The following is an 18,454-nucleotide window of genomic DNA, read 5'->3' on the forward strand; positions in this document are numbered from 1 at the left end:
ACGGCCGGGGCTACGAATTCATACGGGCCCATTGGGGTCCGGATCAATCAACCAAGGTCAACGGCCGGTCAGGCCGCCAGGGCGACCTTCCGGAGGCGATCCAGCACGAAATCGGCCAGTTCGTGTGGGGAATACTTGGCCACGAAGGCGTTGGCGCCGACCCGCTCGACCATGGCGTTGTTGAATACGCCCGAGAGGGAGGTGTGAAGCAGCACGTACAGGCCGGCCAGGCCCGGGTGGCGACGGATTTCCGTCGTCAGGGTGTAGCCGTCCATGGCCGGCATTTCGATGTCCGAAATGACCATGGCATAACGCTCGGCCGGGTTTTCGCCGGCGGCGTGGATCTGCAGCAGATGGTCCAGCGCCTGCTTGCCGTCCGAGAGCAGGGTGGCGCCCACGCCCAGCTGGTCCAGCACGCTGCGGATCTGCTGGCGGGCAACCCGCGAGTCGTCCACCACCAGCACCTGCAGCTGCGGGGCGTCGGCCGGCAGCGCCATCGAGGGGTCCAGCACGGCCTCGCCACGCACCTGGGCGATGTCGGCCAGCACGCTTTCCACGTCGATCACCTGGATCAGCTCACCCTGGAAGCGGGTGACGGCGGTCAGGTAGCTCGATTCGGCGCCCAGTTCCGGCGGCGGGTGGATGTCTTCGACCGCGATGTTGACGATGCGCTCCACGCCGCTGACCAGGAAGCCCTGGATCGAGCGGTTGAATTCGGTCACCACCAGGTAGCCCGGCGACTTGTCGGCGTCCGGCTCGCGCTCGGGGTGGCCGATCGCCAGGCCCAGGTCCAGCACCGGTACCGAGCGGCCGCGCACGTCGGCCACGCCGGCGAACTGGCTGGGCAGCCCGGGTACCTGGAACAGGTCCGGCCGGCGCAGGACTTCCTGCACCTTGAACACGTTGACGCCAAAAAGCTGACGTCCGCCAAGGCGGAACAGCAGCAGGGCCAGGCGGTTGTGGCCCGCCAGGCGCGTGCGCTGGTCGATGCGGTTGAGCAGGTCATGTGACATGGGGGATGTATCGGCGGCATTGGCAATCACTTGAGCGCCGCGCGCCGTGCATGAACGGCACGGCCCTTGCAGGGTGCTGCGCATGTGCCTTGCCCCGGAGCCGCCATGCGTATCCTTCCTATAGTTGTCGCGCTGATCGCGTTGGCCGGTGCGTCCCCGCACGCCCAGGCCGCTGGCGGCTGGCAGCCGGTGGACAGCATCCGCGCCGCCGCGCTGTCCACGTTGCCGGCGGGCAGCGAAGGCGACACCACCCTGGATTCGGCGCTGCGCCTGCCGGCCTGCGGCCAGGACCTGCGCGCCCAGCCCACCGGCACCAGCACCGTGGAGGTCAGCTGCCCCGACGCGGGTGGCTGGCGCCTGTTCGTACCGGTGAAGGTGCGCCGCAACCAGACCGTGCTGATCCTCAATCGGGGCATTGCCGCTGGAGAAACGCTGGGGGTGGCCGATATCACCACGGCACAGCGAGACGTGGCCCGCATTGCCGGTGCCGCCCTGGCCGACCCGGCCGTGGCGGTGGGGCGGGTGGCGCGGCGTACGCTGAGTGCCGGCAGCCTGCTGTCGGCCAACGACCTGGTCGCCCAGCGTCTCATCCGCCGCGGCGACAGCGTTGCCCTGGTCTCGCGTTTTGGTGGGGTCGAAGTCCGGGTGGCGGGGAAGGCTCTGGCCGATGCAGGTGAAAATGAACGCGTATCCGTGGAAAATCTGTCGTCACGCAAGGTGGTCCAGGGCACGGTGGCGGCCAGCGGCGACGTTTTTGTGACGCGCTGACCACTCCAGCACGCAAAATCTCCTAAAGATGCCGGCCCCCGTGCCGTTATCCCTTGTGAACCGTAACTCCCAGGACAACCCATGAGCCAGAAAATCGACGGCAACCTGCAGGCGACCGCCCATCTGCGCAGCATTGCGCCGGGTAACAAGCCCAGCGTGAGCACCGATGCCCCGGCGCGGCCGGTGGAAGCGGCCGACAGCCTGAAGCTGACCGGCGAGGCCACCAGCCTGCAGGCGCTGCAGCGCGAACTGAGCACCGCCCCGGCGATCGATGCCGGCCGCGTGCAGGCCGTGCGCGAGTCGCTGCAGAACGGCACCTACAAGATCAATCCGGACGCGATCGCCTCGCGCATGCTTGAGCTGGACCAGCAGCTGCAGAAATGAAGCTGGCCATGAGCGAGCCATTGCAGCGCCTCAGCGATGCCTTGGACGTCGAACGCCAGGCCTTGGTGGAGCATGACGTCCAGTCCCTGATCCGCGCCACCAGCGCCAAGCTCGATGCGCTGCGTGCGCTGGAGCAGGTGTTGCCGGTGGGGCAGAACGAACGCCTGCAGGAGCTGGCCGAGCGCAACCGCGCCAACGGCGTGCTGCTGGCGCGCCGCCGCCGCGAGGTCAACTGGGCACTGCGCCAGCTGGGCCGCAGCGAAGCCTCCTCGGCGTACGACGCCAAGGGCCAGGCCAACACCCTGCACACGCGCAGGCCGCTGGCCGTCGCCTAGGCGCCAACACGGATATAGTGGGCACCTGTTTCGACTGCCCCGATGTGACCGTGACCGCGCCCACCACTTTTGTCACCGCACCGCTGCCGCCGCAGCCGGTTCTGCTTGCGCTGTTCGAGCGCATCAACGAAGGCGTGCTCCTGTTCCGTGATGACGGCAGCGTGGCCGTGGCCAACGCCGCCGTGCGCGGCATGCTCGGCCAGGCCGAGATCGATGCCGGCGTGGATCCCGCGCAATGGCTGCGCCAGCTGCTGCCGCCCGATGCGCTGGAGCATGCGCGCCTGCACGGCCACTGGAACGGCAGCCTGCCCGTGGGCGAACGCATGGTCATCGCGCATGTCTACCAGCAGGAAGACGCCGGCAGGCTTCATTACCTGGCGCTGTTCCGTCGCATCGAAGGCCAGGAAGACTACGAACGCGAGCTGCAGCAGCGCCACGCCGAGCTGCGGCAGGCCTACCTGCGCCTCAACGGCACCCAGGAAAAACTGCTGCAGTCGGAAAAGATGGCCTCCATCGGCCAGCTCGCCGCCGGCGTCGCGCACGAGATCAACAATCCCATCGGCTACGTGCACTCCAACCTGGGCAGCCTGCAGGAATACCTGCGCAGCCTGTTCACCGTGATCGAAGCCTACGAGCGGGCACTGCGCGCGCCGGACCCGAAGGCGCTGATTCCCGAAATCGACGATATCCGCAACCGCTTCGACATCGATTTCATCAGCCGCGACCTGCCGCAGCTGATGGCCGAATCACGCGAAGGCATCGAGCGGGTCACCCGGATCGTGCGTGACCTGAAGGACTTCTCCTACTCGGGCCGCGACGAATCGTGGAAGCTGGTCGACCTGCACTCGGGTCTTGAGTCCACGATCAACATCATCTGGAACGAGCTCAAGTACAAGGTGACGCTGCACCGCGAGTTCGGCCAGCTGCCGCTGGTGGAATGCCTGCCGTCCGAGCTCAACCAGGTCTACATGAACCTGCTGCTCAATGCCGGCCACGCCATCGCCGAGCGCGGCACCATCACCGTGCGCACCGGCGTGGACGGCGACTACGTCTGGGTGGAATTCGAAGACACCGGTGGCGGCATTTCGCCGGACCTGCGCCAGCGCATCTTCGACCCGTTCTTCACCACCAAGCCGGTGGGCAGCGGCACCGGGCTGGGGCTGTCGATTTCGTACAGCATCATCAACAAACACCACGGGCGGATCGACCTGGACAGCACCCCGGGCGTGGGTTCGCGATTCCGGTTGGTGTTGCCGATCAAGCAACCGCGCTAAAGCGTAGTCCCGATCATTTTCATGCGTTACCGCGCGTTGCTGGGTTCACGGCAGTCGTTTGGGAACCGACTCTACCAGCGCAGGGTGTGCCTGCCGTTTGTTTCCGCCCGCGACCAACTGTCGGGGGAGGGCGGCGGGTAGCCCACGGAGGGACTGTCAAAAACATGGATGTTTTTGCCAAGCCCCCAAGGGTGAAGGCGCACTGCTTGCGAGGCACTGCCTCGCGTGCGACTGAACGCACAGCCGCTGGCGGCTGGGCCGGGGCCCGGAGGGCGGTTTACGGCGTGTCCCGGAGTGGGCTGCCCGTCGCCCTCCCCAGCACGTAGCAACGGACACGCTGCTCTCAATCGCCTTCAGGCGCCGGTATAGCAACCGGTTGTGAGGTGTTGGCGCGCCGTTGCTCTTCGTGCGTGCGGAACGCCTGGTGGATGTGCTTGCGCAGCTCGTCGTCGTTCCAGGGCTTGGTCAGGAAGCGGTAGATCGCGCCGCGGTTGATCGCGTCGGTCACCGTGTTGAGGTCGGTGTAGCCCGAAAGGACCAGCCGGATCGTGTCCGGGTACAGCATCTTCACCCGGCCCAGGAACTCCGTGCCGCTCATGTCGCTCATGCGCTGGTCCGACAGGATCACCTGCACGTCGTTGATCGCCAGCAGGTCGAACGCATCGCGCACGTTGCCCGCCGCCAGGATCCGGTAGCCATCGCGGCGGAACAGGCGCACCAGCGAACGCAGCACGTTCTCCTCGTCGTCCAGCAGCAGCAGCGTGCGGTCCGGGCGGGTTTCGGCGAACGCTTCCGGGCGCAGGTAGCGCCGGCGCAGGGTCATGCCCGCCGCGTCGGCCGACATCGGCTCGCCGAACAGGTACCCCTGGAACACGTCGCAGTCATTGCGGCGCAGGAAGCCCAGCTGCGCCTGCGACTCCACCCCGTTGGCGATCACCGTCATGCCCAGCTGGTGGCCCATGGCGATGATCGCGCGCGCAATGGCCGCCTCGCGGTTTCCGGCCGGCGCGCTCTTGATGAAGCTGCGGTCGATCTTCAGCTTGTCCACCGGGTAGCGCACCAGCGCGCTCAGGCTGGAATCGCCGGTGCCGAAGTTGTCCAGGCTAAGGCTGATGCCTTCATTGCGCAGGTTCACCAGCGTTTCGTGCACGAAATTGACGTTGTTGGTCAGCGCACTTTCGTTGATTTCCAGCGTGAGCATCTGCGCCGGCACGCCGGCGGTCTGCATCAGCGCCATCACCTCACCGAAGAAGTTCGGGCGCAGCAGCTGCAGCGTCGACACGTTCACCGCGATGGTGAAGTCATCGAAGCCCAGGTCCCGCCAGAGCCTGGCCTGCTTCAGTGCGCCCTCCAGCACCCACGTGCCGATCTGCACGATGATGCCCAGCCGCTCGGCGGTGCGCATGAAACGCTCCGGCACCAGCATGCCCAGCGTCGGTGACTGCCAGCGCAGCAGCGCCTCCATCCCGACCACATGGCCATCGCGGGCGCTCACCAGCGGCTGGTAGCGCAGCTTCAGCTCGCCATTGGGAATGGCGTCCACGATCTGGCGCGCGATGATGCTCTCGCTGTGCGCGCTGGACGGGGTATTGACCGCGTGGATGCGCACGGCATTGCCGCCCTCGCGGGCGGCCTGGTACAGCGCGTCCTCGGCATGGTCGAGCAGGCGCGAGGTCTCTGTCGCATGCTCCGGACACAGGCTGACGCCGAGCTTGCCGGTCATGAACAGCGTATACGGCAGCACCGAGAGCGGCAGCTCCAGCTGCTGCCGGATCTCTTCGGCCAGGTCGTCCGGCAGCGGCAGGTCGGCAGTGCGCGGTACCGCGATCAGGAACTCATCGCTGCCATGCCGCCACAGCTTGCCGCGCCCGCGCAGGTGGTGCTGCAGGCGCTGGGCCACCAGCACCAGCGCCTGATCGCCGACCTCGGCGCTCATGTTCTCGTTGACCGACGCGAAGTGGTCGATATCCACGTGCATCAGCATCAACGGCGTGCCACCGGAGGCGGCCTCGGCCACCATCGCCTGCAGCGCAGGATTGCCGGCACCCAGCCGGGGCGGCGCGTCCTCGATGCTGACCAGGGGCAGGGAAGGGTTCCACATCACTCAATATTCCACGGTATCGGGGGTGGCCACGCCATCGCTGCGGTAAGGCAGGAACAGGTCGACCAGGGTGCCGGCGCCATGCGCCGACTCGATCTTGAGGGTGCCGCCGGCGCTCTGCGCGCGTTCGCGCATGACGATCAGGCCCAGCCCGCGCGGGCCGTCGGGGTCGAAACCCTCGCCGTCATCGCGCACCTGCAGGTGCAGGCCATGGTCCTGCACGTCCTGCAGCGTCAGGTGCACCTGGCTGGCGCGCGCATGGCGCAGCACATTGGTCAGGCTTTCCTGGGCGATGCGGAAACAGGCCTGCTCGATCTCACCCTGCGGCCGTCGCGGCAGCGCCGCGATGTCGGCCAGCAGTTCGATCGGCGAGGAACGGAACAGCACCCCGGCCTGCCAGCGCAACGCCGCCTCCAGGCCCAGTGCGTCCAGCTGCGGCGGGCGCAGCAGGGTGGAGATGTCGCGCAGCTTGCCCACCGTGGTGTCGGCCAGCTGGATGATCTGCTCCAGGTCTTCGCCGCGCCGTTGCGGATCGGCTTCATCCTGTGCCGCATACGCCGACAGCTTCATGGCGGTGATGGCCTGGCCGATATCGTCGTGGAGGTCGCGCGAGATCGCGCGGCGCTCGTCTTCCTGCAGCGAGAACAGGCGCCCGGCCATGGCCTGCAGCTCGCGGTTGCTGGTTTCCAGCGCCTCGCGGATGCGCTCGGGCTCGCTCAGGTCGCGCACGATCAACAGCTTGCAGTTGCGCCCGCCGTAACGGACCTCGCCCACCGCCAGGCCGGCCTGGAAACCTTCGCCGTCCAGCCGGCGCATGCCGATGACTTCACTGCCGCTGCTGGGCAGGGGAATGGTGGCGAACAGCTGCGCGCGGACCCGGGACAGGTCGGTGGCGGCGACCAGCGCCGACAGCGGCTCGCCCAGCAGCGTATGTTGCCCGTAGCCGAACTGGGCCGCGGCGCAGGCATTGGCATACAGCACGTGTTCGTCGGAGAGGATCACCACGCCGTCGGGCAGCACCCGGACCAGTTCGCGGAACTGCTCCTCACGCTCGCGCAGCAGGCGCCGCGAGTGTTCGCGCTCGGTGACATCCTGCAGGGTGCCCAGCACGCGCGGGCGCCCGGCGTCGTCGGTGCCGCTCTCGGCGCGCAGGTGGACCATCAAGGCGCGACCGTCCATGGCCAGCAGCGGCAGCAGTACGTCGATCTGCACCTGCTCACCCCGCATGTCCTGCAGCAGCTGTTCGCTCAGTGCGGCAGTGGACGGATCGGCCGGCACCAGCAGCTCGTCGAAGCGGTGCCAGCGCCGCGCTTCCGGTGGGCGCCGGCCCAGCAGGTGGTAGACCTGGTTGGAGTACTGGCCCATACCCGTGGCGGGGTCGACTTCCCACGCGCCGATACGGGCCATTTCATGGGCTTCCTCGACACGGGCCAGGGCCTGGTCGCGGCGGCGCAGCGCCTGGTCTTCGCGGGTCCGGTCGATGGCGATCAGCAGCCGCGCCGGGCGGCCGGCGTAATCGAGGTAGTTGCTGCGCATTTCGATCCGCCGCGGGCTGCCGTCCTTCAACAGCAGGTCGGCGGTAAGCACGCACAGCTGGTCCGGCTGGGCCCGGATCTGCTCAAGCTTGGCGGCCAGGACTGCTTCGTCGCCCGGTGGCCACAGCGCGGTCATCGGCAGGGCCGTGAACTCCTCGCGCGTCCAGCCGAACAGGCTGCACGCGGCCGGGTTGACGTCCAGGATCTCCAGCGTGTCCAGGTCGTACACCAGGATCGGCCCGGGGTTGCCCTCGAACAGCTGCCGGTGGCGCTGCTCGGAGTGCTCCAGCTTCGCGTGGGTCTGCAGCACGTGGTGGGCGAGCGGGCGCAGCAGCAGGTAGATCAGCGCGCCGCTGAGAATGACGAAGAACGCCCCTTTGGCGGTCTGCCAGCGCGCGGCCGTGGCCAGGTCGGCGGTGAGCACCTGCACGGCGGCGTCGCTGCAAAGGATCCACACCAGCGCCAGCACCAGATAGCCGAGCACCACCCGCCAGCGATCGCGGCGCAGGGCCTGGGCGAGCGGGTGGTCACGACGGTGCGGTGCGGGCGGGCCGGGCGGGACGACAGGCATGGGGCGCGACGGGAAGGGGTTGGGTGGGCGGTCCATAGTAGTGGCTGGGACACCCCGGGCGCACGCGAGGCTCAACTATCGACCAGAACAGCCGCTAACGATTGCGTTCCCGGCTGTCGGGTGCGTTATCGGAGTCATACCGCGTGGACCAAGGCATCATCGCGAGTCTGCTGCAGCACCCCCTGGCCTCGGCCCTGGTCATCCTGGACCGGACCGGGCGCCCGCTCGCCGCCAATCCGGCCGCGCGCGAACATGGGTTGCCGGCTACCGTGGCGGCCTACGGCGAGCTGCTGGAAGACCTGCGGCTGCTGGCCGCCGATGGCGGCCTGGTGCCCTGCCAGCTGCCGGGTGGGCCCCGTGGACGCTTCGATGGCTGGATGCGCGCCGTGCACGACGCCGACGGCAACCTGCTGGCCTTCACCCTGAGCGTGCCCGAACCGGTGGCCGCCTACGCGGGCAGCCGCTGGGAAGTGGCGCTGGACCACGCCGGACACGGCTTGTGGGACTGGGACCTGCCCAGCGACGCGGTGACCCGTTCGCAGCGCTGGCATGACGTGCCGGCTGGCATGGACGAACACGCGGCGGCGGACGCCGGCCAGACGTTGCTGGCGCCTGTGCATCCCGATGACCAGGCCGCGGTGCGCGCGGCGCTGGACGCGCACCTGCGCGGCGAAGGCGAGGTGTACACCGCCCAGTACCGCCTGCGCCATCCCGAAGGCGAGTGGCGCTGGGTGCTCGATCGCGGCCGCGTGGTGGCCCGTACCGTCGACGGACAGCCGCTGCGCATGGTCGGCACCCACACCGACATCCAGGCACAGAAACAGATGGAAGCCCTGCTGCTGGAGCAGCAGGTACACCTGCGCGAGGCGCAGCGCATCGCCAGCATGGGCAGCTGGTCGTGGGACCCGGACAGCCGCCAGTTCTGGTGGTCGCCGGAGTTCCGGGCGCTGCTCGGCGTGGGCGATGCCCCGTTGAGCAGTCGCCGGCACTGGCTGCGCCTGCTGGAACCGCGTTCGCGCGGCCTGCTGCGGCAGGCCTGGCGGCGCATGCTGCGCGATGGCAAGCCCAGCACGCTGGCGCTGGAGCTGCCGCGCGGGAACGACAGCGCGCTGCACCTGCGATTGTGGATGCAGCCGCTGCTGGGCCCGGACGGGCGCATCCAGCGCCTGCTCGGCCAGGTCCAGAACATCACCGAACAGCACCAGACCGATGCGCTCATCCGCTGGCGGACCGAGCTGCTGAACCGGGTCTCTGCGCTGGGCAGGATCGGCGGTTGCGAGATCGACGTGGCCACCCGCCACATGCAGTGGACCGAGGAGTGCTACCGCATCCACGGGCTGCGCAAGGAACCGATCACCCTGGACCAGGCGCTGGCGCTGTACACGCAGGATTCGCGCGATGCGTTCGAGGCCGCACTGGCGCGCATTGCCGCCGGCGGCCTGCCCGAACAGCTGGACCTGTGCTTCTACCGCCAGTCCGGGCTGCGCGTCTGGGTGCAGGTGCTGGTCGAGCTGGATCATCGCGACGGCCTGCCAACCCGCTTCGTGGTGCTGTTCCGTGACATCACCCGCGAACGCGAAGCCAACGAGCGGATCGAGCTGCTGGCCCATTATGACCTGCTCACCGGCCTGCCCAACCGCATGCTCCTGCGCGAGCAGACCGCCGACGCCATCGAGGAAGCGCGCGATCGCGGCGCGCCGTTGGCGATGCTGTTCATCGACCTGGATGGTTTCAAGACCATCAACGACACCTTCGGCCACGCCACCGGCGATGCGCTGCTCAAGGCAGCGGCGGCGCGGCTACACCAGAACCTGCGCAACGCCGACCTGTTCGGGCGCTTCAGCGGCGATGAGTTCATCGTGGTGCTGCGCGACCTGGCCGATCCGGAAGATGCCGGGCACGTGGCGCGCAAGCTGATCGCATCGCTGGCCGAGCCGCTGCAGCGCGGTGACACCACCTTGAAGGTGGGCGCCAGCGTAGGCATTGCGATGCTCGACGAAGGACGCACCGATTTCGATTCCCTGCTGCGCGCAGCCGATGCGGCCATGTATGCCGCCAAGGAAGCGGGCCGCAATACCTACCAGTACTACAGCCAGGACGCGTTGCTGCGGATCCAGCGCAAGTTGGAGATCGAGCACGCGCTGCTGGGTGCCATCGAGCGCGAAGAATTCAGCCTGGCCTACCAGCCGCTGCTGCATGCCGCGCAGGACCAGCCGCCGGCCATCGAGGCGCTGCTGCGCTGGCACCGCCCGGGGATTGGCTACTGCAGTCCAGCCGAGTTCATTCCCATTGCCGAGAAGTGCGGCGAGATCGTGCGCATCGGCGACTGGGTGCTGGCCGAAGCCTGCCGCCAGGCAGCCGCCTGGGACCGGGCAGGGCTGGTGTTCGACCGGATCGCGGTGAACGTATCGGCCGTGCAGCTGCGCGACCGCGGCTTTGCCGAGCGGGTGATCGACATCTGCCACGCCCATGGCTGGGCACCGCAGCGGCTGGAACTGGAGCTGACCGAATCGGCGCTGATCCGCGACACCGACGTGCTGCGGCATTGTTTTGATGTGCTGGAGCGGCACGGCGTGCCCTTGGCGGTAGACGATTTCGGTACCGGCTTCTCCAACCTGCACTACCTCAACCGTTTCCCGGTGGGCCGCCTGAAGATCGACCGCAGCTTCGTGCAGGGCATGCTCCACGATGCCGGTACCGCCGAGGTCACCCAGGCCATCGTGCACCTGGGCCACGCCCTGGGCATGAAAGTGGTGGCCGAAGGCGTGGAAACCGAGCAGGAAGAAGCGATGCTGCGCCGCCAGGGCTGCGATGAGATCCAGGGCTACCTGTATTCGCGTCCGCTGACCCCGCGTGACCTGGCCCAGTGGCTGAAGCACGGTGGCGGACAGATGCAGGCGATTCCCGCCCCGGCGGGTGACGCGTTGCGGATTCCGGTCGCCCCCTGACGGTGCGTGGGCCGGCCAACGGCCGGCGCTACCGGTGTCCGGTGCCCGTTGATGATCCCGATACCGTCGTGTCCATGACCGTTGACGAGCCTGTGGTGGGTTGATTCCGATCCACGGATTGTCACGGGCCCATCGGGACCCGTATCAACCAACCCTGTCTCCGCTCAATCCCAGGTCCCACGCCAATCCCGCCAATGCGGGATCCAGCGGCGCTGCCGCCGGTGCCGTCGCCAACATTCCCGCCAGCTCCCGTTGCGCCTGCTGTTCCAGCGCCGCCAACAGCGCACGCCCGCTCTTCGGTGCCGCGGGCGGCGGAGCAGGGGGGATGACGTCGCCCGCAGCGTCGGGCGACGCGCCGTTACCGGCAGGAATCAATTGAGAGGGGGCGGCGTTCAACAGCATGCGGCAGTCTTCAGCAGATGGGTCAGGGTGCTACACGCACGAAAGCCCCGGCAATGCCGGGGCCCTCGTGGAATGCCGTTGCGGGCACGAATGGCAGGTCAGAACAGTTCGACCGCACCGGCTGCCATGCTCTGCTGGCTCACCGGCTTGTGCGGCGGGCGTTCCCATTCGCTGCGCATTTCGCGCAGGCGGTTGCCGGTACGCTGCAGCGCGGTGGCCACTTCGGCATCGAACACGCCGCCGTTACGGTGCAGCAGTTCCTGCAGGCCGACCGCTTCACGGTTGATCGAGGTCAGGCGGTCCAGGTGGGTGTGCACGCCGCCCAGGGCCTGGGTGGCGATGTCCTCGAACTGCAGGGCGCGCACGGCTTCGGCCACGCTGCTGTCGATGGCACGGCCGCACTCGGAGATCTCGCGCATGCCTTCGCCCAGCGACGCGTTGATCTGCGCCACGTTGTCGAGCATGGCCGCCGCTTCGTGACGCGCTTCGCGGGAGCGGTCCATGTCCCGCGAGGCCATGTTGGACACCGTCTCGCGGACCTTGGCGATGGCGTCCTTGGAGCTGTGCGCCAGCTTGCGGATCTGCTCGTTGAAGGTGGTGGAACGCTCGGAGAGGTTGCGTACCTCGTCGGCCACCACTGCGAAGCCGCGACCGGCTTCACCGGCACGGGCTGCTTCGATGGCCGCGTTCAGCGCCAGCAGGTTGGTCTGGTCGGCGATCGACTTGACGTCTTCCAGCAGCGCGAAGATGCCATCCAGGTGCTGCGCCATCTGGTCGATGTGCTGCACGGTGTTGCTGCTCTGGCCGCTGACCTGTTCCAGCGCTTCCACCAGCTGTTCCATGCGGTGGCTGGCGTGCTGGGCGAAACGGGCCACGTCGACGCCGGCGCCGCCGTCTTCACCGGCGCGGTCGACGATCCGGGCCAGTGCCTGGCTCTGCTGGCGGGACTTGCGGTTCATGGCATCGAAGCTGCCACCCAGGCCGGCCACGGCCTGGCGGATCAGGTCACGGGCGCGTTCGATTTCGCCACGCGAACCGTCGATTTCGTTGCCGACGAACGAGCGCAGCTCGGTCAGCAGCTGGTCCTGTTCCCGCATCATGCGGGCATGCTCGGGCGAGCGCTGGGTCTGGGCGCGGGCGGTCCACCACGCGAACCCCAGCCAGCTGAGCGTCATCGTGGTCAGGATCGCCCAGCGCAGGGCGGCCGGCCATTCAAAGCCGATGGCGAAGGGAAGCAGCAGGGTCAGGACCAGGGGGGCGGCCAGACTAGTGAAGAGGCGTGAGTACATGGACGTTCTCGGGGAGGTGCACGGATGATGTATCGGCCGTACCCCCGTTTGCTTTAGCCGCCGTGCACCATTTTTTATCGAAGCTGACGGTCCACAGCGTCGATCATCGCCTTGCGCGAGATCAGGAAATCCCAGTACTGGCCGCCGGTCTGGCGCCACAGCACCGCCGAACGCACCGCCGCCAGCAGCAGTGCGCGGATCTCGGCCACCACCCCGGCCTGGCCCAGGTAGTGCGGGTTGCCCTGGACCATCACCCGCGGTTTGAGGTGACTGATGGTGTCGGCATACAGTCCGCCCAGGCTGGACAGCACGTCCGGGTGGGCACTGTCGTTCAGCTCGGCGGCCTGGCGCTGGGCACGGGCGATGCCCTGGCTGACCTGCTCGACCACGGCGTTCTCGCGCACGAAGCGGCGCTCCAGCTGCAGCACGGCCAATGCCAACCGCGGCAGGATCTCGTCCTGGCCCTGGTTGCGGAAATAGTTGTGCAGCAGGCGCAGGCCCGGGGCCAGGTTGGCGGCGCTGCCATAGATGGCCTGCGGGCTGTCAGCGTCGATCCGGAACACGCTGTCGATGGCGGTGCGGACCACGCTGGCCTCGGAATGGCCGGTTTCGGCGATGCGGCGCACCTGCTGCAGCGCCTGGGCGATGCCAGCCAGGGCAAGGACGCGGTCGTCGATGGAAAAACTCATGCAGCAGATACCTCGAAGGGGGAAGGGGCGGTGCGCAGGCGCTGCTCCAGCGGCGCATCGGTGGCGGCGATCACCGCGCCACCCAGGCAGACCTCGTCGTCATACAACACCAGGGATTGCCCGGGGGTGACGGCACGCTGTGGCCGCGCGAAACGCACATCCACGCTGCCATCGCCGCGCACCCGCACCGTGCAGGGCTCGTCCGGTTGGCGGTAGCGGGTCTGCGCGGTGCACTCGAATTCGCGCGCAGGCGGTGCGCCGGCGATCCAGTGGGCAGTTTCCGAATGCAGGCGGGTCGACTGCAGCCACGGGCTTTCGCGGTCCTGGTCCACGTACAGCACGTTGCTGGCCACGTCCTTGCCCACCACGTACCACGGGGCCGCCGGGCGGCCCCGCACGCCGCCGATGTTCAGGCCCTCGCGCTGGCCCAGGGTGAAATAGAACACCCCGGGGTGCTCCGCGATGCGGTTGCCGTCCGGGTCCTGGATCTCACCGGTACGCGCCGGCAGGTAACGGCCCAGGAATTCGCGGAAGTCCCGCTCGCCGATGAAGCAGATGCCGGTGGAGTCCTTCTTGGCGTGGGTCGGCAGGCGCGCATCGCGGGCAATGCGGCGCAGGTCGTTCTTCTGCAGGTCGCCGATCGGGAACAGGGTGGCGGCCAGCTGGGCCTGGCCCAGCTGGTGCAGGAAGTAGCTCTGGTCCTTGCTGCGGTCGGCACCGCGCAGCAGTGCCCAGCGCCCGCCCACCTGGGCCACGCGGGCGTAGTGGCCGGTGGCGATGCGTTCGGCGCCCAGCTCGCGGGCCGCGTCCAGGAAGTGCTTGAACTTCACTTCGCGGTTGCACAGCACGTCCGGGTTGGGGGTGCGCCCGGCCGCGTATTCGGCCAGGAAGTGTTCGAACACGCCCTGCCAGTATTCGCTGGAGAAGTCGCGGAAGTGGAACGGAATGTCGAGCAGGCCGCACACGGCGACCGCATCGCGGCGGTCGTCTTCGGCGCGGCAATCGCCGCTGCCGTCGTCGGCCCAGTTCTGCATGAACAGCCCGGCCACCGGCTCGCCCTGCTGGACCAGCCGCCAGGCGGCCACGGACGAATCCACGCCGCCGGAAACGCCGACCATGATGCGCGGGGTGCTCATGCAACCTCCTTCACGATCGACAGCGGGTGGCGCTGGCCCGCCAGGAAGTCGGCAACGACCTGCCAGACCAGCGGACTGCGCAGCCGCGAGGGCTCGGCCAGCAGCTCGGCCGGGTCCAGCCACAGCGCGCGCAGGATGCCGGTGTCCAGCGGTCGGGCCGGGTCATGCGAGATCGGCTCGGCCGCGTAGGCGAAGCGCAGGAACGGCGTGCCGTCGGGCGCGGTCCACTGGTAAGTGCCGATGAAGGCGGTCAGCCGCACCGTCCAGCCCGATTCTTCCAGGGTCTCGCGCACGGCGGCGGCGGCCAGGCTCTCGCCCGGCTCCAGGTGCCCGGCCGGCTGGTTGAGCACCGCACGGCCGTCGATGGCTTCTTCCACCAGCAACAGGCGCCCGTCCCGCACCACCACGGTGGCCACGGTCACGTGCGGCGCCCAGCGCAGGTCCTGCACTTCGTTCACGTCAGTATTCGTCCGTTCCAGTCAGTTCAAGTTCCATCGCATCGGCGGTGTTCATCGCCGCCTCGATGGCCTCGCTCAGGGCGTCCGCGCTGGCGTTGGCATCCACCTTCACCACGAACATGGCCAGCTGCTCCTGCTTCACCCAGCCGCCCAGCTTGGCGTCCTGGGAGTCTTCCAGCAGGCGGTTGGCCACCGCGGCGGAGAACTGCTTGCCCGGCGCGTTGTAGCCCGGCGACCAGATCTCGCGGATGCGGTGCTTGCCGTACTCTTCCACGGCCGAGCGCACGAACACCAGCTGGGTGCGGTCGCCTTCGACGTCGAACACCAGCTTGTAGTCGCCGTCCTCGTCGACCTCGTAGGGGTACTTCAGCGTGTCCAGTACGCGGCCGACGGCCTTGTCGGGCGTTGCGGCCTGGGCCCCGAACACGGTGGCGGTCAGCAGCAGCGCGGTGGCGATCCTTTTCATGAAATCCCTGTGAAAGTATGTATCCATGAGTGGATTGTGACGGGGGCAGGGGGCCAACGTCCAATCCGGCCGGTGCGGCGTCTATAATGTCCGGATGCCCCGCGAGCCTTCCCAAGAACCCCACCACGACCACGGCGTAGCGCTGGAGCCAGCCCGCCCCGAGGTCGCGCCGCCGCCGTTCTACCAGGTGATGCTGCTGAACGACGACTACACCCCGATGGACTTCGTGGTGACCGTGCTGCAGCACTTCTTCTCGATGGATCTGGAAAAAGCCACCCAGGTGATGCTCAACGTGCACACCCGTGGCCGTGGCGTGTGCGGTGTGTTCACCCGCGAGGTCGCCGAATCGAAGGTGGCCCAGGTCAATGAGTTCTCGCGCATGAACCAGCATCCGCTGCTGTGCACGATGGAAAAAGCCGGATAACAAGGCGTTCCCGCCGCCCCGGTTGATTGATCCAGGCCCCAATGGGCCCATCACGATTCGTAGCGCCGGCCGTTGGCCGGCCCACGCATGGCCGTTTCCGGGCCCCATGCCCGTCCATGAGGGAAAGAGCGCCGGGGGCCGCCAAGGGGCGGGGCGCCTTGCAATGGGTGGATGACGTCGCCATCACGGGTCGGCAGCCAATGCTGGCGGTGTCTGGGGCATGATCGCGCGAGTGATAACGCCATCTGAACGCACCGATCCAGTAGGGTGATGGAAATTGTGCAGGTAGGCCGCATATTGTTCTCAACTGCCGCCGGAGTAGAACATGTTCAGTAAAGACCTCGAACACACCATCGGTCAGTGCTACAAGCGCGCCCGTGAGGCCCGCCATGAGTTCATGACGGTGGAACACCTGCTGCTGGCACTGCTCGACAACCCGTCCGCCCAGGCCGTGCTCAAGGCATGCGGGGCCGACGCCGACCGCCTGCGCCAGGAGCTGGAGCAGGCCATCGAAGCCTCCGTCTCGCGCCTGGCCGAAGATGACGGCCGCGACACCCAGCCCACCCTGGGCTTCCAGCGCGTGCTGCAGCGGGCCGTGTACCACGTGCAGTCCTCGGGCAAGAAGGAGGTCACCGGCGCCAACGTGCTGGTGGCGATCTTCGGCGAAAAGGACTCCCATGCGGTGTATTACCTCAACCAGCAGGACGTGACCCGGCTGGATATCGTCAATTACCTCTCCCATGGCATCGCCAAGCTGGGCGAGGAGGGCGAAGTGCCGCCGTCGTCGGACGCCGAAGGGCGCGCCGAGGGTGGCGATGGCGAAGGCAAGGGCGATGCCCTGGCCGAGTTCGCCAGCAACCTCAACGAAGCGGCGCGCAACGGCCGGATCGACCCGCTGGTCGGCCGCCGCGACGAAATCGAGCGCACCATCCAGGTGCTGTGCCGCCGCCGCAAGAACAACCCGCTCTACGTGGGCGAGGCCGGCGTGGGCAAGACCGCCATTGCCGAAGGCCTGGCCAAGCGCATCGTGGAAGGTACGGTGCCCGACGTGCTGGCCGATGCGGTGATCTATTCGCTCGATCTGGGCGCGCTGGTGGCCGGCACCAAGTACCGCGGCGATTTCGAAAAGCGCCTGAAGGGCGTGCTGACCGCACTGAAGAAGATGCCCAACGCCGTACTGTTCATCGACGAGATCCACACCATCATCGGTGCCGGGTCGGCGTCGGGCGGCACCATGGACGCCTCCAACCTGATCAAGCCGGCGCTGGCCTCCGGTGAGCTGCGCTGCATCGGCTCCACCACCTTCCAGGAATACCGCGGCATCTTCGAGAAGGACCGTGCGCTGGCCCGTCGCTTCCAGAAGATCGACATCGTCGAGCCGACCGTGGGCGAAACCTACGAGATCCTGCAGGGCCTCAAGCCCAAGTACGAGGCGCACCACGGCGTGACCTATGCCGATGACGCGCTGCAGGCGGCGGTGGACCTGTCGGTGAAGCACATCGGCGACCGCCTGCTGCCGGACAAGGCCATCGACGTAATCGACGAAGCCGGTGCCCGCCAGCGCCTGCTGCCCGAGGGCGAGCGCAAGGAGCTGATCGACATCGAGGAAATTGAAACGATCGTGGCCAAGATGGCGCGCATTCCGGCCAAGCAGGTCAGCGCCACCGACAAGGACGTGCTGCAGCACCTGGAGCGCAACCTGAAGATGGTGATCTTCGGCCAGGACCCGGCCATCGAGACCCTGTCCTCGGCGATCAAGCTGGCCCGTTCGGGCCTGGCCAATCCGGAAAAGCCGATCGGCAACTTCCTGTTCGCCGGCCCCACCGGCGTGGGCAAGACCGAGGTGACCAAGCAGCTGGCCCTGCAGCTGGGCATCGAGCTGGTGCGCTTTGACATGAGCGAGTACATGGAGCCGCATTCGATCAGCCGCCTGATCGGTGCGCCCCCGGGCTACGTCGGCTTCGACCAGGGTGGCCTGCTCACCGAAAAGATCGTCAAGACCCCGCACTGCGTGCTGTTGCTGGACGAGGTGGAAAAGGCCCACCCGGACATCTTCAACATCCTGCTGCAGGTCATGGACCGTGGCGTGCTCACCGACACCAACGGGCGCGAAGCCAACTTCAAGAACGTGGTGCTGGTGATGACCACCAACGCCGGCGCGGCGCAGGCCTCGCGGCGGTCGATCGGCTTCACCCGGCAGGACCACGCCACCGACGCGATGGAGATCATCCGCAAGAGCTTCACGCCGGAATTCCGCAACCGCCTCGATGCGGTGGTGCAGTTCCAGCCGCTGGGCTTCGAGCACATCCTGCGCGTGGTGGACAAGTTCCTGATCGAGCTGGAAATGCTGCTGCAGGAAAAGCACGTCAGCCTGTCGGCCACCCCGACCGCGCGCGACTGGCTGGCCCGCCACGGCTTCGACCCGCTGATGGGTGCCCGCCCGATGGCGCGGGTGATCCAGGACAAGGTCAAGCGCCCGCTGGCCGACGAGCTGCTGTTCGGCAAGCTGGTCAATGGCGGCCGCGTCAGCATCGACGTGCGCGACGACGAGCTGTTCGTCGAAGCGCAGGCCGAGCCGGAGCGGCTGCTGCCGGCAACGGTCGAATGACCGGCAGGCCACGACCGTTGGCCGTGGCTCATTGAACGCAAAAACGCCCCGGA

At 67.8% G+C, this 18,454-nt stretch carries 16 protein-coding genes; 7 read left to right on the forward strand and 9 right to left on the reverse strand.

Annotated elements, in window-relative coordinates; translation table 11 throughout:
• Positions 1 to 68: 68 nt before the first annotated feature.
• Positions 69 to 1,013 carry a chemotaxis protein gene (locus SOM39_RS13815; protein WP_068851752.1) on the reverse strand — a complete coding sequence of 315 codons (945 nt, stop codon included), beginning with the start codon at positions 1,011 to 1,013 and terminating at the stop codon, positions 69 to 71.
• Between the two features lie 105 nt (positions 1,014 to 1,118).
• On the opposite strand from SOM39_RS13815, the gene flgA reads away from it, so the two are divergent.
• From flgA to SOM39_RS13835, 4 genes are all read left to right on the forward strand, one after another.
• A complete protein-coding gene (gene flgA / locus SOM39_RS13820) occupies positions 1,119 to 1,781 on the forward strand; it encodes a flagellar basal body P-ring formation chaperone FlgA (protein ID WP_068851755.1) in 663 nt (220 codons plus the stop codon).
• Between the two features lie 81 nt (positions 1,782 to 1,862).
• A complete protein-coding gene (gene flgM / locus SOM39_RS13825; RefSeq protein ID WP_068851758.1) occupies positions 1,863 to 2,165 on the forward strand; it encodes a flagellar biosynthesis anti-sigma factor FlgM in 303 nt (100 codons plus the stop codon).
• Positions 2,162 to 2,500, forward strand: coding sequence for a flagellar protein FlgN (locus tag SOM39_RS13830; protein WP_093532818.1), 339 nt, complete (start codon positions 2,162 to 2,164; stop codon positions 2,498 to 2,500). The genes flgM and SOM39_RS13830 overlap by 4 nt, the downstream gene beginning before the upstream one ends.
• A gap of 44 nt (positions 2,501 to 2,544) precedes the next feature.
• Positions 2,545 to 3,774 (forward strand): ATP-binding protein, encoded by a 1,230-nt coding sequence (locus SOM39_RS13835; protein WP_179197305.1) that lies wholly within the window; start codon positions 2,545 to 2,547, stop codon positions 3,772 to 3,774.
• A 343-nt stretch (positions 3,775 to 4,117) separates the two neighbouring features.
• On the opposite strand, the gene SOM39_RS13840 is transcribed toward SOM39_RS13835, so the two are convergent.
• Both SOM39_RS13840 and SOM39_RS13845 read right to left on the reverse strand, forming a co-directional pair.
• Positions 4,118 to 5,875, reverse strand: a complete 1,758-nt coding sequence (locus SOM39_RS13840) for an EAL domain-containing protein (RefSeq protein WP_320458633.1) — start codon at positions 5,873 to 5,875, stop codon at positions 4,118 to 4,120.
• Between the two features lie 3 nt (positions 5,876 to 5,878).
• Positions 5,879 to 7,981, reverse strand: coding sequence for a PAS domain S-box protein (locus SOM39_RS13845; protein ID WP_068851766.1), 2,103 nt, complete (start codon positions 7,979 to 7,981; stop codon positions 5,879 to 5,881).
• 143 nt (positions 7,982 to 8,124) lie between these two features.
• Between SOM39_RS13845 and SOM39_RS13850 the strand changes: the two genes are divergently transcribed.
• A complete protein-coding gene (locus SOM39_RS13850; protein ID WP_320458634.1) occupies positions 8,125 to 10,929 on the forward strand; it encodes a bifunctional diguanylate cyclase/phosphodiesterase in 2,805 nt (934 codons plus the stop codon).
• Positions 10,930 to 11,073: 144 nt separating this feature from the next.
• Here SOM39_RS13850 and SOM39_RS13855 read toward each other — a convergent pair whose 3' ends face one another.
• From SOM39_RS13855 to SOM39_RS13880, 6 genes are all read right to left on the reverse strand, one after another.
• A complete protein-coding gene (locus tag SOM39_RS13855; RefSeq protein WP_320458635.1) occupies positions 11,074 to 11,331 on the reverse strand; it encodes a hypothetical protein in 258 nt (85 codons plus the stop codon).
• 98 nt (positions 11,332 to 11,429) lie between these two features.
• Positions 11,430 to 12,620 (reverse strand): methyl-accepting chemotaxis protein, encoded by a 1,191-nt coding sequence (locus SOM39_RS13860; protein ID WP_068851775.1) that lies wholly within the window; start codon positions 12,618 to 12,620, stop codon positions 11,430 to 11,432.
• A gap of 74 nt (positions 12,621 to 12,694) precedes the next feature.
• Complete coding sequence (hflD, locus tag SOM39_RS13865; protein ID WP_210132478.1) at positions 12,695 to 13,309, reverse strand: high frequency lysogenization protein HflD; 615 nt, start codon at positions 13,307 to 13,309, stop codon at positions 12,695 to 12,697.
• On the reverse strand, positions 13,306 to 14,445 hold the full coding sequence (gene mnmA, locus SOM39_RS13870) for a tRNA 2-thiouridine(34) synthase MnmA (protein WP_320458636.1): 1,140 nt from the start codon (positions 14,443 to 14,445) through the stop codon (positions 13,306 to 13,308). Before mnmA ends, hflD begins: the two co-directional genes overlap by 4 nt.
• Positions 14,442 to 14,903, reverse strand: a complete 462-nt coding sequence (locus SOM39_RS13875; RefSeq protein ID WP_320458637.1) for an NUDIX hydrolase — start codon at positions 14,901 to 14,903, stop codon at positions 14,442 to 14,444. Before SOM39_RS13875 ends, mnmA begins: the two co-directional genes overlap by 4 nt.
• A gap of 1 nt (position 14,904) precedes the next feature.
• Positions 14,905 to 15,369 (reverse strand): hypothetical protein, encoded by a 465-nt coding sequence (locus SOM39_RS13880; RefSeq protein WP_068851783.1) that lies wholly within the window; start codon positions 15,367 to 15,369, stop codon positions 14,905 to 14,907.
• Positions 15,370 to 15,463: 94 nt separating this feature from the next.
• Between SOM39_RS13880 and clpS the strand changes: the two genes are divergently transcribed.
• Positions 15,464 to 15,793 (forward strand): ATP-dependent Clp protease adapter ClpS, encoded by a 330-nt coding sequence (gene clpS / locus SOM39_RS13885; protein ID WP_068851786.1) that lies wholly within the window; start codon positions 15,464 to 15,466, stop codon positions 15,791 to 15,793.
• Positions 15,794 to 16,118: 325 nt separating this feature from the next.
• A complete protein-coding gene (clpA, locus tag SOM39_RS13890) occupies positions 16,119 to 18,401 on the forward strand; it encodes an ATP-dependent Clp protease ATP-binding subunit ClpA (protein WP_093536703.1) in 2,283 nt (760 codons plus the stop codon).
• Positions 18,402 to 18,454 lie beyond the last annotated feature (53 nt).

The sequence above is a fragment of the Stenotrophomonas sp. CFBP8994 genome (assembly GCF_034044835.1).
Classification (GTDB): Bacteria; Pseudomonadota; Gammaproteobacteria; order Xanthomonadales; family Xanthomonadaceae; genus Stenotrophomonas; species Stenotrophomonas rhizophila_A.